Source organism: Halomonas sp. 3D7M, assembly GCF_014897885.1.
In the GTDB taxonomy this organism is placed as follows: domain Bacteria; phylum Pseudomonadota; class Gammaproteobacteria; order Pseudomonadales; family Halomonadaceae; genus Vreelandella.
Genome location: NZ_JABUZF010000208.1, coordinates 62,936 through 78,231, shown reverse-complemented (window position 1 = coordinate 78,231; position 15,296 = coordinate 62,936). Strand labels below are relative to the sequence as shown.

The 15,296-nt window shown below is 53.1% G+C and carries 17 protein-coding genes; 7 read left to right on the top strand and 10 right to left on the bottom strand.

All coding sequences use genetic code 11. From position 1 onward, the window contains the following. The 6 genes from INT22_RS11835 to INT22_RS11810 all read right to left on the bottom strand — a co-directional run. Positions 1–472: HAD family hydrolase (locus INT22_RS11835; protein ID WP_226912656.1), on the bottom strand; the 472-nt coding region annotated here is incomplete at its 3' end. Further along, a complete protein-coding gene (locus INT22_RS11830; RefSeq protein WP_193061568.1) occupies positions 469–1,626 on the bottom strand; it encodes an ABC transporter ATP-binding protein in 1,158 nt (385 codons plus the stop codon). The genes INT22_RS11835 and INT22_RS11830, both read right to left, overlap by 4 nt. Before the next feature lie 11 nt (positions 1,627–1,637). Further along, a complete protein-coding gene (locus INT22_RS11825) occupies positions 1,638–2,492 on the bottom strand; it encodes a carbohydrate ABC transporter permease (protein WP_089038790.1) in 855 nt (284 codons plus the stop codon). Positions 2,493–2,524: 32 nt separating this feature from the next. Then, a complete protein-coding gene (locus INT22_RS11820; protein WP_125746318.1) occupies positions 2,525–3,415 on the bottom strand; it encodes a carbohydrate ABC transporter permease in 891 nt (296 codons plus the stop codon). A 78-nt stretch (positions 3,416–3,493) separates the two neighbouring features. After that, positions 3,494–4,816 (bottom strand): ABC transporter substrate-binding protein, encoded by a 1,323-nt coding sequence (locus tag INT22_RS11815; RefSeq protein WP_193068269.1) that lies wholly within the window; start codon positions 4,814–4,816, stop codon positions 3,494–3,496. A gap of 251 nt (positions 4,817–5,067) precedes the next feature. Beyond that, on the bottom strand, positions 5,068–6,024 hold the full coding sequence (locus INT22_RS11810) for a sugar-binding transcriptional regulator (RefSeq protein ID WP_089038793.1): 957 nt from the start codon (positions 6,022–6,024) through the stop codon (positions 5,068–5,070). A 95-nt stretch (positions 6,025–6,119) separates the two neighbouring features. On the opposite strand from INT22_RS11810, the gene INT22_RS11805 reads away from it, so the two are divergent. After that, positions 6,120–6,431, top strand: coding sequence for an NGG1p interacting factor NIF3 (locus INT22_RS11805; RefSeq protein ID WP_089038794.1), 312 nt, complete (start codon positions 6,120–6,122; stop codon positions 6,429–6,431). A 60-nt stretch (positions 6,432–6,491) separates the two neighbouring features. On the opposite strand, the gene INT22_RS11800 is transcribed toward INT22_RS11805, so the two are convergent. Further along, positions 6,492–7,049, bottom strand: a complete 558-nt coding sequence (locus INT22_RS11800) for an NUDIX hydrolase (protein WP_089038795.1) — start codon at positions 7,047–7,049, stop codon at positions 6,492–6,494. 94 nt (positions 7,050–7,143) lie between these two features. On the opposite strand from INT22_RS11800, the gene INT22_RS11795 reads away from it, so the two are divergent. Genes INT22_RS11795 through INT22_RS11780 form a run of 4 tightly spaced genes read left to right on the top strand, consistent with a single transcriptional unit; the run spans position 7,144 to position 10,729 of the window. After that, entirely contained in the window at positions 7,144–7,803 is a 660-nt protein-coding gene (locus INT22_RS11795) for a CoA pyrophosphatase (protein ID WP_193068268.1), read from the top strand. Next, positions 7,800–8,489: a 2OG-Fe(II) oxygenase gene (locus INT22_RS11790; protein WP_089038797.1), complete on the top strand. Its 690-nt coding sequence runs from the start codon at positions 7,800–7,802 to the stop codon at positions 8,487–8,489. Before INT22_RS11795 ends, INT22_RS11790 begins: the two co-directional genes overlap by 4 nt. Before the next feature lie 6 nt (positions 8,490–8,495). Further along, positions 8,496–10,028, top strand: a complete 1,533-nt coding sequence (locus INT22_RS11785) for a PAS domain S-box protein (protein ID WP_193068267.1) — start codon at positions 8,496–8,498, stop codon at positions 10,026–10,028. Beyond that, on the top strand, positions 10,025–10,729 hold the full coding sequence (locus INT22_RS11780; RefSeq protein WP_226912655.1) for a response regulator transcription factor: 705 nt from the start codon (positions 10,025–10,027) through the stop codon (positions 10,727–10,729). The genes INT22_RS11785 and INT22_RS11780 overlap by 4 nt, the downstream gene beginning before the upstream one ends. Here INT22_RS11780 and INT22_RS11775 read toward each other — a convergent pair. Then, positions 10,722–11,687, bottom strand: coding sequence for a L,D-transpeptidase family protein (locus INT22_RS11775; protein WP_089038799.1), 966 nt, complete (start codon positions 11,685–11,687; stop codon positions 10,722–10,724). The genes INT22_RS11780 and INT22_RS11775 overlap by 8 nt on opposite strands. 483 nt (positions 11,688–12,170) lie before the next feature. Between INT22_RS11775 and INT22_RS11770 the strand changes: the two genes are divergently transcribed. Further along, positions 12,171–12,656 (top strand): PRC-barrel domain-containing protein, encoded by a 486-nt coding sequence (locus INT22_RS11770; protein WP_193068266.1) that lies wholly within the window; start codon positions 12,171–12,173, stop codon positions 12,654–12,656. A 199-nt stretch (positions 12,657–12,855) separates the two neighbouring features. Here INT22_RS11770 and INT22_RS11765 read toward each other — a convergent pair whose 3' ends face one another. Next, the gene (locus INT22_RS11765; RefSeq protein ID WP_038482328.1) at positions 12,856–13,278 is read right to left on the bottom strand and encodes an OsmC family protein; all 423 of its coding nucleotides are present in this window, start codon (positions 13,276–13,278) and stop codon (positions 12,856–12,858) included. Between the two features lie 238 nt (positions 13,279–13,516). Here INT22_RS11765 and INT22_RS11760 point away from each other — a divergent pair, with 238 nt between their 5' ends. Next, complete coding sequence (locus tag INT22_RS11760; protein WP_193068265.1) at positions 13,517–14,422, top strand: DMT family transporter; 906 nt, start codon at positions 13,517–13,519, stop codon at positions 14,420–14,422. Here the strand turns inward: INT22_RS11760 and INT22_RS11755 are convergent. Next, positions 14,376–15,221, bottom strand: a complete 846-nt coding sequence (locus tag INT22_RS11755; protein WP_193068264.1) for an MOSC domain-containing protein — start codon at positions 15,219–15,221, stop codon at positions 14,376–14,378. The two genes, INT22_RS11760 and INT22_RS11755, sit on opposite strands and share 47 nt — an antisense overlap. Between the last annotated feature and the right edge of the window lie 75 nt (positions 15,222–15,296).

Here is a 15,296-nt window from a genome sequence, read left to right as displayed (position 1 = left end):
GGCTGGGTGGGCAGCCAAGAGAACTGGCCGCTAAGTGATAAATAGCGGGGTCCGGCTTGGGGTTTTCGACCTGCTCGGCGGTGAAAATCGGCACATCGCCTAGCGCGCCGTTCAGTTGGGTAGTAACGAGCGATGCCAGCACTCGGCAACGGCGGCTGTTCGAGACCACAGCCTTGGGTAAGTCGATCCCGCTGATGGCTGCATGCGCCCCCGCAATGGCGGTTAATTCCCTCGCCAAGCGCGCCTCTATGGCGCTATCGATCAGTTCAGCGGCATGGGGCGGCAACAAGTGGCGACTTAGCTGTTCCAGGTGCTCGAGGATATTGGCCGTCGTCATGCCCAGGGCTTGGCTGAGCAACGTCGGGATATCCAGATCCGGTAGCCACTGCCCAAGGTGGGTTTCAAGAGTCTCTTCAGCGAGTGCTTCGCTATCCACCAGAACGCCGTCACAATCAAAAATCAGCGCTTTCATACCTGCTCCCCCGGAGAGGCAGATTCCGTAGCCGCGCGATTATCTTGGCGGGTCAGCCCCGCTAACGGGTGCTGCTGCAAGCTAGGTAGGGCTAGCCCGTCTGCGTCAAACAGATGGGCGCGCTCGGGGGCAAAACCAAAACGCACGCTATCGTTGACCCGGTAGGCCACATCGCCATCAGCCATAATAGTGATCAACTCATCGTCCATTTGAACGTAGAGCGAGGTTTGACCGCCGAGGCGCTCAAGCACTTTGATCTGCCCACTCAGCGGCCCCTGTTCATCAAGGACCAAGTGTTCTGGGCGAACACCCAGCTCAAGAGTGGCGTTAGCATCCAAGTGTGCACCATCGACCGGCACGCTGCGCTCACCGCCGCCGGGCAGACGAATCGCTACGCCTTCAGGCGTTACGCCGGTCAACGTCACCAGTAGAAAGTTCATTTTCGGTGAGCCAATAAAGCCCGCCACAAAGCGATTGCGCGGATGGTGGTAGAGCGCCATTGGCGAGCCCACCTGCTCCACCACGCCATCGTGTAGCACAACGATTTTATCGGCCATGGTCATGGCTTCTATCTGATCGTGGGTGACGTAAATCATCGTGGCATCTAGTTCTTCATGCAGCCGTGCCAGCTCAATACGCATCTGCACCCGCAGCGCCGCATCCAAATTGGAGAGCGGTTCGTCAAACAAGAAGATGCTGGGATTACGCACAATCGCCCGGCCAATCGCCACCCGCTGGCGCTGTCCACCGGAGAGCGCTTTAGGCTTACGATCTAACAGCGGCTCCAGCTGCAGAATTTTGGCCGCCTCCAGCACTTTGGCGCGGCGCTCCTCTTTGGGTACCCCAGCGAGGCGCATGCTGAAGCCCATGTTGCCCTCAACCGTCATGTGCGGGTATAGCGCATAACTCTGGAATACCATGGCCAAGCCGCGGTCGGCGGGGCCCACATCGTTTATTCGCTTACCATCGATCAGAATGTCGCCGTCGCTTGCACTCTCCAAGCCCGCGATCATGCGCATCAGCGTAGATTTGCCACAGCCCGAAGGGCCAACAAACACCACGAACTCGCGGTCGTTCACCTCGAGATCAATGCCTTTGATGACCTTGGTGTCGCCAAACTGTTTGATAATGTTCTTCAGTTGTAAGGTTGCCATGGGGAACTCCTTTACTTGACGGCGCCAAAGGTCAGGCCGCGCACCATTTGTTTTTGGGTCATCCAGCCGAGGATCAGGATGGGGGCGATTGCCATGGTGGAAGCCGCTGAAAGCTTGGCCCAGAATAGCCCTTCAGGGCTTGAGAACGAGGCAATATACGCGGTCAGCGGTGCCGCTTTCGACGAGGTTAAGTTGAGACTCCAGAACGCTTCGTTCCAGCTCAAAATCACTGAGAGCAGCCCAGTAGAGGCGATGCCCGGCAACGTTAGCGGCAGCAGCAGGAAAAACACCTCCTGCAGAGTGGACGCGCCGTCCATCCTGCCGGCTTCCAGAATGTCTTTGGGCATATCCTTGAAGAAGGTGTAGAGCATCCACACCACAATGGGCAGGTTCATCAGGGTATAAATAATGATTAGCCCGGTACGGGTATCCAACAGCCCCACATCGCGGAAAATCAAATAGATAGGCACCAAGACACCGACAGGTGGCAGCATTTTGGTAGACAGCATCCAAAGCAGCGTGCCCTTGGTTCGCTTAGTGGGCAAAAAGGCCATGGCATACGCCGATGGAATGGCAATCAGCAGTGCTAAAAAGGTCGAGCCAAACGCCACGACTACGCTATTTAGCGCAAAACGCGCATAGCCCGAGCGTGCCTGAACGGCTTGATAGCTCTCAAGAGTGGGGGAAAAGATAAAGCTTGGATCTGCAATTGCTGCCGTTTCGGTTTTAAACCCGGTCAGCACCATCCACAGGATGGGAAAAAAGATAATCAGGGCAATCGACCAGCCCACTAGGGTTAAGACCAGCTGCCTGATGGGCAACGAGCGAGCGTTAGCTGGCGCGACGCTATTACGATGAAGTGTCATTGAAATGCTCCCAAGACGCCCTGTCACCGGGGTTAGTCTTCTAAGTTCTTAGCGACCATACGGACAAGGAAAATCGCGACGATATTGGCGAGAATGATGGCGATCACCCCACCCGCTGAGGCCAAGCCCACATCGAAATCCAGCAGCGCTTGGATATAGATCAAATAGGCTAAGTTAGTGGTCGCGAGTCCCGGCCCGCCGGAGGTGGTGACAAAAATTTCGGCAAAAATCGTCAGCAAGAAGATCATTTCAATCATGATCACCACGCTAATGGCACGCTTTAGGTGCGGCAGCGTAATGAAGAAGAAAATCGCCAGTGGCCCAGCACCATCCATACGCGCTGCTTCCACTTGGTCTTCATCCAGCGACTGCATGGCGGTGAGCAGGATCAATAGTGCAAACGGCAGCCACTGCCACGACACAATAATGATGATGGAGGTCAGCGGTAGCGATGAGAACCAGTCCAGTGCAGGCAGCCCCAGCGACTGCGCCAGCCACGCCAACACCCCGTTAGAGGGGTGCATCATCATGTTTTTCCATACCAGCGCGCTCACCGTTGGCATGACAAAGAAGGGAGAAATCGCCAGCACTCGGGCAATGCCACGCCCGGCAAACTCCTGCTGGAACAGCACCGCAAGCAGCGTGCCGCCCACCACCGTAACCACCAGTACCGACCCTACCAGCAACAGGGTGGTGCCCATCGCCGACCACAAGGCAGGGTCAGTCAGCAAGTATTCATAGTTTTCCAGCCCGGCGAAGCCGGTCATCCCGGGCATGAGTAAGTTATAGCGCTGAAAAGAGAACCAGATCGTCATGCCCAGAGGCACGATCATCCAGAGCAGCAGCAGCGATACCGCGGGCGCTTGAAGCGAAAGCGTTCTTAGCCCGCCGACCGTTCGGCCGGAAGCACGTGTTCTATTCATGGAAATACCTGCAAGAAAACAGACCTGCTAGAACCACTGAAATACGTCTGCCCATAACTGGGCAGACGCAAGAGTGCATTAACGTTCGATGTAGCCTGCCCGCTGCATGGTGCGCTCGGTGGCTCGCTGAGCGCTATCAAGCGCCTGAGCTACTGAGGTGTCACCGGTCAAGGCGGCGGCAATCGTTTGGCCCACTTGCGTACCAATCGACTGGAACTCTGGAATACCTACAAACTGAACGCCGACATAGGGAGTTGGCTCTAGGCTGGAGTCGGTAGGATCAGCTTCTTGTATGGCGTTAAGTACAAAATCGGCAAATGGCGCAGCATCAACGTACTGCTCGTTGGCGTAGGTGGATTCACGAGTCCCCGGCGGTACGCTGGTCCAACCGTTCGTTTCACCAACAAGTTCGATGTACTCCTGTGAAGTCGCCCAGGTAATGAATTGCTGTGCTGCTTCTTTGTGCTCAGAGGAAGCGGGAATCGCCAGCGCCCAGGACCACAGCCAGTGAGAGCCTTTAGGGGTTTCGGCGATGGGTGCTGGCGCAAAGCCTAGCGTACTTGCTACGTCAGACTCGTTTTCATCGTAGAGCTTGCCTGCTGCCGAGGTGGCATCAACCCACATGGCGCAGTTCCCACGAGAAAAGAGCGCTAGGTTTTCGTTAAAGCCGTTGGAGCTGGCACCGGGCGGACCGTAGTTGCTTAGCAGGTCAACATAGAACGCAAGCGCATTGTTCCAGGCCTCAGAGTTAAGCTCCGGGTTCCACTGCTCATCAAACCAGCGGCCGCCAAAGGTGTTAACCAGTGTCGAGACAAAGGCCATGTTCTCGCCCCAGCCCGGCTTACCGCGCAAGCAAATACCTGCCAGGTTCTCTTCGCTACCGTGTAACTGCTCGGCCCAGTCGCGCACCTGCTCCCAGGTTGGCTGCGCTGGCATCTCGATGCCAGCCTGCTCAAACAGGTCGGTGCGGTAGTACATCATGGAGCTTTCCGCATAGAACGGCAGGGCGTGCAGCGTGCCATCTAGGCTTAGGCCATCGCGTACCGATGCCAGCAAATCATCTTCATTGTAGTCATCGGGCAAGTTTTCCAGCGGCTCAAGCCAGCCACGTTCTGCCCAGATGGGCACTTCATAAGTACCGATAGTCATCACATCGAACTGCCCGCCACCGGTGGCAATATCCGTGGTCATACGCTGACGCAGCACATTCTCCTCAAGCACGACCCAGTCCAGAGTGATATCCGGGTGCGCTTGCTCAAAGGCATCGGTCAGGCTCTGCATGATGACCATGTCGTTATTGTTTACCGTGGCAACGGTGATTTCTGTTTGAGCGTGGGCTTGGCCAGCTACCGCAATAGCGGCCGCTAGGGTCGTGACGGGTAAATGACGGGCAAGACGCATACAGCTTTCCTCTTGGCAAATATTGGCATTGTTTTTATCGGCACAGCGATTACTGGAACTGTCGTTATTAGGGCTGTGGTTATTAAGGACTGTGGTTACTGGCAATGTCGCTATTGTCACCGCAGCCAAACTGATCAAATTGATCAACTGTCGATCAAATGATCGTACGAAAGCCAAAAAAAAGCAAAGCCTACTCTTTTAGACTTTATGCTAATTCATTCAGCTATTTGCATGTTGCACTGCGCTATAAATCATTGAGCAATAGTGTTAACGATTTGTCTCGCCGCAATTTCATCCGTTATCAATCCCTTTAACCAGCCTCCTCGCAATGCTGCCCGTATGGCGGGCGCTTTATCGTGCCCACCCGCTATTGCCACCATAAGATGCTTACCGAACCGCTCTAGAGGCAAACTGGTCACTCGCCGTGTTATTGAGCAATCAATCACCTCTCCCTGGTCGTTAAGCGGCCAGCCCAGCAACTCACCTACTGCTTTAAGGCTTAATAGCTCATCTAGCTCACTTTCGCTGATGAAGTGGTCTTGAAACAGCGTGGCTTGCCGATCAATTCTGCCGACTCCAATAAAGGCAGCTTCAGATTCTCTCGCCACATCGGCAATCGCTTTAAACAGGCGCTGTGTCAGCATGGCCTCTTTCTCGACTAACGACTCCGCTACCACGGGTGCAGGTAGTAAAAAGCGCTCGCCACCCGTTTTATCCGCCAGCAGCATGACCGCGTCGTAGCGGTTAGCCGAACCATCCCTGGCAACATTCCCTACCAGAGAAACAAAGCGATGTTGGGGCCGCTCAATACGGCTAAGAGCCTCTACCGCAGCCCGAACCGAGCGCCCAGTCCCCAAAGACAGCGTTAATGGATCGCTGCGCTCCACCAAACGAGCCATCCGTTCAGCACCTGCAACAGCTAAATAATACGCAGCACTTTCAGGAGCCTGGCTATCGGCGGGCACAACATCGCAATATGCCAAGCCGAAATGATCGCGAAGCACGCTGCCTAATGTCATACAGGTAGAAATAGGATGGTCAATATGGACCTTCACCAACCCTTCTTGCCTTGCGAGCGCTAACAGGCGCTGGACACCGGGTCGAGAAACCCCTAATTGGTTGGCAATTTCATCCTGAGTCATACCGCCGACATAAGACATCCAAGCAGCTCTGGCCGCCTGATCAAGCTTCACCTCAAACTTATCCATTGACACACTCACTGCCCTATAATTTGAAATATTGTCGCACAACGCCTTCACTAGGGCTCTTGCGCCATGGTTTATTAATAAGGATAAAGATGACTATGTACAAGCTTGCTTTTTTTGTTCCCGTTGAAGATGCCGAGAGTGTTAAAGAAGCGGTCTTTGAAACAGGAGCTGGCCGACTTGGTGATTATGAGGCCTGCTGTTTTCAAACCCGCGGTACCGGCCAGTTCCGCCCACTAGAGGGCGCGCACCCTCATATTGGACACGTAGGGTCACTGGAAACTGTCGAAGAAGTGAAAGTTGAACTTGTTTGCCGCGATGAGTATATACGGGCAGCGATTGCGGCATTGAAGTTAGCCCACCCCTATGAAGAGGTGGCCTATGATGTTTGGCAATTAGCCGACCTGTAATTCAGCAATACAAGGCTTTAATAGATCACCTTGCTAGCCACGCCTAAACAGCAATATAACTTAGGCACTGCCAAAATATCGCTCCCTATCTTCAGGGGTAATTGAGCTGATATGCAGCGGGTAGTGGGCATTTTTACGGTCTTCATAAAAGTGCTGTAACGTGCGCTCAATCGTTGGAAAAGCAAGCTCGTCCCAAGGAATTTCATGCTCTTCGAACAGCGCAACTTCCAAGCTTTCAGGGCCTGCGCTAAAGCCACCGAGAAGCTCTGCACGAAAAATCATATACACTTGATTGATATGAGGCAGGTCAATAAGCGTGTATAACCCCTCCAGCTTGACCTCTGCAACGGCCTCCTCCCAGGTCTCGCGTGCGGCGGCCTGCTGAGTGGTTTCGGCGTTTTCCATATAGCCCGCGGGGAGTGTCCAATACCCTTTACGCGGAGAAATCGCCCGTTTACACAGCAATATTTTATCGTCAATCACCGGCAGCGTCCCCGCCACAATACGCGGGTTCTGGTAATGAATAGTGCCACAGGCATCGCATAAATAGCGCGAACGGTCATCGCCTTCAGGAACAGCAAAACGGACTTTTTCACCACACTGACTACAAAAATTCATCGCGTTTTCTCTACGGCTGATGGGGCAAGGCTTTAACGTACTTGACGTCAATAACCGCTGCTGGGTAAAAGAGAACAAAGTAAATGGAAGCCCTATGTTAGAGAAACTGCGCAAACAACTGCAACAACACTCCCCCCAACGGCTAGACCACGTTGTAATGCCCGAGGCTGCCGTGCTAATGCCTATTGTTGAGCGTCCATCGCCCACACTGCTATTTACACGGCGAGCGAGCCATCTCAGCACTCACAGTGGCCAAGTCGCGTTTCCCGGCGGCAAACGCGAGGCCTGCGATGCCGACCTCTATGCTACGGCTCTTCGCGAGGCACAAGAAGAGATTGCGCTAGCGCCTTCCTTTGTACAACCCTTGGGAAGGTTATCAGACGTTATTTCGCTACATGGCATCCGAGTCACGCCATGGGTCGGCATTATTCCGCCAGATTTACCGTTAGTAGCAGATCCCTCAGAATTAGACACCATTTTTGAAGTGCCACTCAGCCACTTTCTAGACGACAAGCGCACCCACACCGATGTAATAACGGTAGATGGCGTTGCTCACTACGTACCTAGCTACCATGTCGACGGCCACGTGATCTGGGGACTTTCTGCCATGATGCTGGTAGAACTACTGGCGGAAGGGTTTGGCATGCCAATTGACCTGTACCAGCGCCCACCAGGGGCGTTACGTCACTATCCTGAGAGAAGCAGTCGCCTACCAAAAGCAGCTCGCATGCCGACTAAGAGAACCATGAAATGATTGCCTCTGCAGCGCCAAACTCGTTACCCAATAGCAATAGCCCCCCAGCGATCAACCCCATCGCCCATATTGCCCTGGTTGATGCGCTTGTTGAGCAAGGCTGGTACGTGGGTAACAACGTGATAGACCTAGATCTTTGCCAAGCGCTGCACCGAGAGCTGCACCATATGGCCGAACACGATGTGCTTGATGAGGCTGGCATTGGCCGCGGCAAAGAACATCATCTTCGCAAAGATATTCGCGGCGATGCCATTCACTGGCTGGATAGAGAAAGTGCAGCCCAACGCCGCTACCTTGACGCCATGGCAGAACTCCAGCTATCTCTCAATCAAGCGCTTTTCCTGGGGTTGTTTGAGTATGAAGCTCACTTTGCCCACTACCCGCCAGGCGCGTTTTATCAACGCCACTTAGACAGTTTTCGAGGGCGAGCTAACCGGGTTATTTCAACCGTCGGTTACTTAAACCCTCAGTGGCCCTTAGATGGCGGCGGAGAGATGGTCATTTATCACCCCGACACCCCTTCTCTGGAAGTCGCCCGCGTAGTGCCTGAAGCAGGAACGTTCGCCTGCTTTTTATCCGAAACCATTCCCCACGAGGTGCTGCCAACCCAGCATCCGCGTGCCAGCATCGCTGGCTGGTTTAGGCGTAACGCCTCGCTGGATGGCGTGCTCGACCCGGCGCGTTGAAACACTATGGACACCAGTAACGAAGCCACATTAATCGCCAGGATCAAAGCACTAGAAGCGCAAAATGCAGTGCTGGAAGAAGAGAAGCGTCATTATCAGTGGCTGGCAGAAAGTACCACTGACTTGATATCTCGCCATGCCCGCGACGGTACTTTTTTATATGCCTCTCAAGCGGCGCGAGACTTACTAGGGTACGAACCTGAAGAGCTGATTGGCGTATCGGCCTATCAGCTGTTTCATCCTGCTGATCTAAGTGATCTGCTGAACAAATCACCTCGGGTCTACTATCACGACGGTTTTTATCAGCAAACGTATCGCTTTCGGGCTAAGGCAGGTCACTACATCTGGTTTGAAACCACCAGCCGAACCCGCCGAGATGCTGCCACAGGCGAGCTAATTGATATTTTATGCGTCTCTCGGGACGTGAGCCGCCGAGTTCATGCCGAAGCCACAAGAGAGCGTTTAGCACAGGTGGTCGAATCCACTACCGACTACGTACTTTTTTTAGGGCCTAATCAGCATATTTTTAGTGCCAACGAAGCGGCACGGCGCTGTTTTTCACTCCCACGAGATGCCATGCAAGTTGCCCTGTCAGCGCTTTACCCTAGTGACTCGTTGGCACTACTGGAGCAGGTCGTCTTTCCGGCTGTGGAACGCTATGGCTCCTGGAGCGGCGAGCTGGAAATGCTCAGCACGCACGGCTCAGTTCCCGTGCTAAGTGTCGTGCTTACCCACCGCAGCCGCGGAGCAGAACCTGGGCACTTTGCCTTAATTAATCGCGATATTAGCGTGCGTAAAGCTGCCGAAGCCCAGGCACGTCGGCACCAAGAACAAATTGCCCATGCCAACCGGTTAGCCGCCGCCGGAGAGCTTGCGTCTAATATTGCCCATGAACTCAATCAGCCTCTTGGTGCCATCGCCAACTACACCAGTGGCGCCCTTTTGAAAACAACACACACGCCCAACTTACCCGCCAGCGAACTACAGTTGCCACTGGCCCGTATTGATGAGCAGGTACAGCGTCTTGCCGAACGACTCCGCCATATGCGCAGCTTTGTGCGTAAACGCAGCCACTGTGTCAGGCCCCTAGTACTTGAACACGTCATTGCCGCCGCCTTTCAACTGTGCGACTGGCAGTATAAGCAGGCCCCCGTTCAGCTTATTCAGCAATTACCCCACGGGCTGCCACGTATTTATGCGGACCCTATTGCCCTTGAGCAAGTAATCGTTAACCTATTGCTCAACGCGCTAACCGCGAGCCGTGACTTCCCTGATGCCGATCAGGTCATCGTTGCCGCGCAAAAAAGCGGCAATCGACAGCTGACCCTTAGCGTTGAAGACCAGGGTCCAGGTGTAGCGCCAGACCATCAAGACACCATTTTTGATGCCTTTTTCACCACCCGCGATGAAGGATTGGGAATGGGTTTGGCAATTAGCCGTTCGCTAATCGAGAGCATGGGCGGGGCGCTTACTCTGCGCCCCCAGCAAAACGCGAAAGGCGCATGCTTTGACATCACACTTCGCACAGAAACAGTATGATTGCGCAATCAGTGCATCAACAGGGGCCAGTAATGACCAGTAGTGTTGAACGACAGTCTACCGCCACCATTGCGGTTGTTGATGATGATCAAGCATTGCGTGAATCGCTGGTTTGGCTGCTTGAATCCGTCGGATTAACCGCTCAAGCGTTTCATGACGGCGAGCAATTCTTAGCGAGTCAGCACGATAAGTTGGGCGCACTGCTGCTTGATGTTCGCATGCCAGGCATGAGTGGACTGCAAGTGCAGCAGCAGCTGGTTGACCAAGGCGCTACCCTGCCGGTCATTATGATGACAGGGCATGGCGATGTCCCCATGGCAGTGGCTGCACTAAAGAACGGCGCATTTGATTTTATTGAAAAGCCGTTTAACCACCAGCAGCTGATTGACAGCGTGCAACAGGCGCTGGGCAATGCTCATCAACAGCAGCGCGCTCAGCAGCAGTTGGCAATACTGCGAACACGTTACCAATCGCTACGCCCGAAAGAGCAGCGCATTGTGATTCATGTAGCAGAAGGAATGACCAGTCGTGAAATTGCCGAGCACATGGAGATAAGCGGAAAAACCGTCGAGGTTTATCGGTTAAGGGCCATGAAGGCCATGCACGCTGCTAACTTGGCAGAGCTGGTGCGGCAAGCGGTGGCGCTGGAGCTCGTTTCCTCGCTCAGCGCCCCCCATGTTGATAGCGAACGGCCTAGCTAAGTGGCACAACTTGGCCATTGGCTTTTTCCAGCACATTACGCACCTGCTCGTAATCAATGCCGTGCTCATCACCCTCGTGAGCCTCAATTAGGCTAACCACCTCTAACAGCGTTTCCATTCCAAAACTCTGTTCATCCGTGGGCGTAAAAGCTTGAACATAGGCATTTTCGTTACTCCCCCAGCCCACCTTAACGGGGCTGTCGATAATGTTTACCTGCGTGCCGACTGGAATACGCCAAAATACCGATTCAATATCTTCTGGGTGCATCCGAATACAGCCTCGGCTAGCGCGCATGCCAACACCGTCGGGCTGATTAGTGCCATGAATTAAGTAGCCAGGGATATCCAGCAAAATAGCGTATTGCCCTAATGGATTATCTTCACCAGGAGGAACAACCGCGGGCGCAGGATCACCGCGTTCAGCAGCTTCTTGGCGAATAGATTCGGGTGGATACCATGCCGGATTCTCAAGACGCATGGTGGTCTTAGTAATGCCCAGCGGCGTATTGAACGCATCGCGACCAATTCCAATAGGATACGTCTCTACCCGCGGTGCCTTGCCCTCTTCTACCTCTGGGTAATAGTAAAGCCTAAGCTCAGCAACATTAATCACAATGCCCGTACGCGGCTCGTCTGGCAGAATATATTGGCCGGGTATTGTCACCTCAGTACCTTCGCCTGGTATCCAAATACTGGTATCCGGGTTGGCCATGCGAATCTCTTCGTAACCCACATTATGCTCGCGAGCGATGTCGAGCAGGGTATCCTCTTTTTTCGCCGTAACGGTATACACCTCGCCCACCATATTCCCTTCATCAGGGAGCAAAAAGTGGCCTTTGGGTAATTCACTTTCACTGGCAACGGCACTGGATGCAAACAACCAAGCTCCCAAAGCGACACTGCTAGCCCACAATTTTTTAACCTGTCGAAGCGTTTGATACCGTGCGGCAACTGTCATGGGGCCTCCTTTATTATATAGCCCCAAGGCGCTACCTGCTGTTAAGCAAGCCACTGTGGGGGCAATTTGCGTACGAATATGAACAAGCGGTCTGAATGGGTCAATTCGACAGACTGTCGCAGCAATCTCAACGACCAACGTGGGTGAGACGTTTCATTGAGAGCAATTTTAACGTTTATTAATAAATCTAACACGTCCTGGTTTAACGCTGATGTGTATTTGAATTGATCTTAGTTAAGGGTTCTTCATTAGCATTGCAACACAGCGCATAGCATCTACCTTTAGAAGTGCCTGTGCACAGCAACGTGTCGGGCTTCACTCATCACCAACAGGAACAGTAGCGCCACCCATCAAAAGGAACCTACTGGGTAGCGTTGGCTAGCAAGGAGCTCGAAAAACGCCAACCAGTTTATCGCTACTACGTTACTTAGGGATTAACAGCTCAGCTGTTAATCCCTGCATAAATATGCAAGGAGCAAAACGATGAAAACGACTTTTCTCAGCACGCTGGTTATTCCTACCTTAATTGCCGTCGCTGGCATTGCCTACGCAAGTGATGACAATCAGACCGGCATGGAAGCTTCATACTTGACCCAAGCGCCGCAAGGCACTTTCCACTCGGATTCTCTAACGGGCAACCAAGTAAAAAGCAGCGTTGAAAACGATGAAGATATCGGCACCATCAATGATTTAATCATTGATGAGGATGGGCAAATTAATGCTGTTGTTGTCGGCGTTGGTGGCTTCCTTGGTATAGGCGAAAAAGATGTCGCTATCGAGTGGGATTCGCTTGAACTTACCAAGGATGAAGATGGCGAAGATTACATTATATCCGTAAACGCCTCTCAAGAAGCGCTGGAAAATGCCGAAGAGTATGAGCATGGCAATGATCTTCATACAGAACGCGATACTGAGATGAATAGCAATGATGACAGCGCGAACCTTAACAATGCCCGCAATAACGAGTAACGTTAATTAATATCGCAACCTTGATGGTACAGAGACACCAATCAACGGTTGTAAGTAGTGGGGCCTTGCTAATAAGAGACAAGGCCCTTTTTATAAACGCCTTTTCATAAATGCCTAAAGCAGCTATTGCGTACCCAGAAAAAATCATAAAAAAGCGCTGCATACATGCAGCGCTTTTCGGCGTTACCTGGCGTTCGAATCACCCCTTTAAGGTTGCGTCCATAGTTATGTCAGCATTTAATACTTTGGAAACAGGGCAGTTCGCTTTAGCTGTTTCAGCAGCTTCTTGAAAAGCAGCGTCATCGGCACCGCTTACGCTGGCAACAACGTCCAAATGAATGCTGGAAATATCGAAACCATCTGCGCTTTGTGAAAGCGTTACGCGCGCATTGGTATCAATAGCATCAGCGGTAAAGCCTTTCTCTCCAAGAATCATGGAAAGCGCCATTGAGAAACAGCTTGCATGGGCAGCGCCAATTAACTCTTCCGGGGTGGTGCCGGGTGCTCCTTCAAAGCGCTGTTTGAACGAATAGCCAGCATCCAATGCTCCACTTTCCGTCGCCACATTGCCTTGACCATCTTTGAGTCCACCTTCCCAACGTGCGCTTGCTTTACTATCCATTCCGTTCTCCTTTCCTCTGATAGTTAGCGTCATCTCGTTTTAGGACGCAGTCACTGCGCCCGCCAACTCAATCAGCGTAGCTGATTCTGGCGCCGCTGCCGAATTTACTCGATCAACATGTCTATACTACTTCTTAGCGGTTCTACGCTATTCGCTTTCCAACGCTTTATCGTTAAGCTGAGCAGCACTATGGCACTCACCACACCTATGGTCGCCGCAATGAATCTAAGGACACATCATGTCATCGGCTGATGCGCTGCGTTTGGTTTTGCTCTCCTCCCTATGGGGGCTGTCGTTTATTTTTATGCGTGTAGCCGCACCGGAATTTGGTGCCATTCCGCTAGTGTTAGTCAGGATGGGAGTTGGCGCTTTGCTCTTGGTGCCGCTGCTCCTGAGCCTGCGCTACCTGCAACTGATCTGGCAGCACAAAGGACCGTTACTCCTGCTGGGTGTGATGAATCATGTGCTGCCTTTCTCATTGTTGGCGTTAGCGACAACACGGTTAGAGGCGGGGTTTACTTCGCTGATAAACGCCACCACACCGATTTTCACGGCCCTACTAGGTGCCGCCTTTTTTGCCACCCCCATCCAACGTCAGCAGTACATTGGTCTCGCACTAGCGCTAGTGGGTGTGTATGTGCTGTCTGCTGACCGGCTAGACTTCACTCTAGGCGGCGACGGCTGGTTTATTGTTGCGGTACTCGGTGCCACGTTTTGCTACGGACTTGCTGGTAACTACTCGAAAACGCGCTTGAGTCATCTACCCAGCCGCGTGTTGGCGGCTGGTAGCAGCGCGATGTCAGCCCTGGTGTTACTGGTACCTGGTTTGCTGCTCTGGCCTAGCGAGCCTGTCAGCGTGCTCGCCTGGGGTAACGCCCTGGCGCTGGCGATGCTAAGCACCACATTAGCCTTCCTACTTTATTTCGGCCTATTAGCTAGCGCAGGGGCCACAGCGACCTCAACCGTCACCTTTTTGGTCCCTGTCAGCGCACTGCTATGGGGCTACTTGTTACTTAATGAGACGCTGAGTCTTCAAGTGGTGGCTGGCATGGTCATTACCCTAGCAGGCACCGCCATTGCTACCGGACTATTAAGGCTTAGGTCGCGCGGCGCGTTGGCACCACCTCATCCCCCACACGAATAGTGCTACCTTGCCCGGTAGTTAGCGTGGCGTTTTGGCCAAAATGTGCGCCTTTAAGATGAGGCTGAGTGTTCAGGGAAAGCAGCGTTTTTAGTGGTTCTGCCTGTTGCGGCACGGTGCCGGTTTGCTGGTCCACTGTGGTAATTTTGCAGCGCTGGCAGGGTTTGCGAAGCGTCAGCTCATAGCCACTCTGGCCCGCGAGTGTGGCCCACTGGTCTTCCGCCCAGGCATCATCACAATCGACCACAATATTCGGCCGAAAACGGTTCATCGGCACAGAGGATTGCCCATTGGCAACAAGCGCTTGATTCAAGGCATCCAGAGAGCCGGTGGTGGTTATCAAGAAAGGGTAGCCATCAGAAAAGTAGGTATGGGCCTCGCCCCCCGCCAGAAAATCTTCTTCAACAGAACGCGTAAACTCGGTAGCAAAGCGCACTAAGCTAATGCCTTGTGCTTGCTCGCCCAATGCCGCCACAAGCCAGTGCGATACATCCTCGCTTTCTGGCACTGCTTTGCAGTGGTCGTTCCACACTTTTACCAGGCGCAAATTACCTTGGGGGTCTTCAAGGGGAATCGCGATCGGGTCTACCTTCGGGTGAGATAGTACCAATGCCTGATCGGTTAACTCGACCGCGATGGTGGCAAGCTGTGGTAGCTGGCGCTGAGTAACAAAACGCTGCTGGGCATCCACCAGCATCCAGCGGCGATCCCAGGCTAACCCATGGCCATGGAGTTCACTTTGGGTAACGTTAATTCCCTTTAAGGATTTAACCGGGTAGACAATGAGTTGGGTAATATTCACGGCGGTCTCATGCTCTCTATAGCGATTTTTTAATGGCTTTTTTAATGACCAATCTTTAATTAACAGCCTATCGAG

Bases quoted from the DNA above. Each gene is read 5' to 3' on its own strand.
- INT22_RS11830 (WP_193061568.1), bottom strand. From the start codon at position 1,626: ATGGCAACCTTACAACTGAAGAACATTATCAAACAGTTTGGCGACACC.
- INT22_RS11825 (WP_089038790.1), bottom strand. From the start codon at position 2,492: ATGACACTTCATCGTAATAGCGTCGCGCCAGCTAACGCTCGCTCGTTG.
- INT22_RS11820 (WP_125746318.1), bottom strand. From the start codon at position 3,415: ATGAATAGAACACGTGCTTCCGGCCGAACGGTCGGCGGGCTAAGAACG.
- INT22_RS11815 (WP_193068269.1), bottom strand. From the start codon at position 4,816: ATGCGTCTTGCCCGTCATTTACCCGTCACGACCCTAGCGGCCGCTATT.
- INT22_RS11810 (WP_089038793.1), bottom strand. From the start codon at position 6,024: ATGGATAAGTTTGAGGTGAAGCTTGATCAGGCGGCCAGAGCTGCTTGG.
- INT22_RS11805 (WP_089038794.1), top strand. From the start codon at position 6,120: ATGTACAAGCTTGCTTTTTTTGTTCCCGTTGAAGATGCCGAGAGTGTT.
- INT22_RS11800 (WP_089038795.1), bottom strand. From the start codon at position 7,049: ATGAATTTTTGTAGTCAGTGTGGTGAAAAAGTCCGTTTTGCTGTTCCT.
- INT22_RS11795 (WP_193068268.1), top strand. From the start codon at position 7,144: ATGTTAGAGAAACTGCGCAAACAACTGCAACAACACTCCCCCCAACGG.
- INT22_RS11790 (WP_089038797.1), top strand. From the start codon at position 7,800: ATGATTGCCTCTGCAGCGCCAAACTCGTTACCCAATAGCAATAGCCCC.
- INT22_RS11785 (WP_193068267.1), top strand. From the start codon at position 8,496: ATGGACACCAGTAACGAAGCCACATTAATCGCCAGGATCAAAGCACTA.
- INT22_RS11780 (WP_226912655.1), top strand. From the start codon at position 10,025: ATGATTGCGCAATCAGTGCATCAACAGGGGCCAGTAATGACCAGTAGT.
- INT22_RS11775 (WP_089038799.1), bottom strand. From the start codon at position 11,687: ATGACAGTTGCCGCACGGTATCAAACGCTTCGACAGGTTAAAAAATTG.
- INT22_RS11770 (WP_193068266.1), top strand. From the start codon at position 12,171: ATGAAAACGACTTTTCTCAGCACGCTGGTTATTCCTACCTTAATTGCC.
- INT22_RS11765 (WP_038482328.1), bottom strand. From the start codon at position 13,278: ATGGATAGTAAAGCAAGCGCACGTTGGGAAGGTGGACTCAAAGATGGT.
- INT22_RS11760 (WP_193068265.1), top strand. From the start codon at position 13,517: ATGTCATCGGCTGATGCGCTGCGTTTGGTTTTGCTCTCCTCCCTATGG.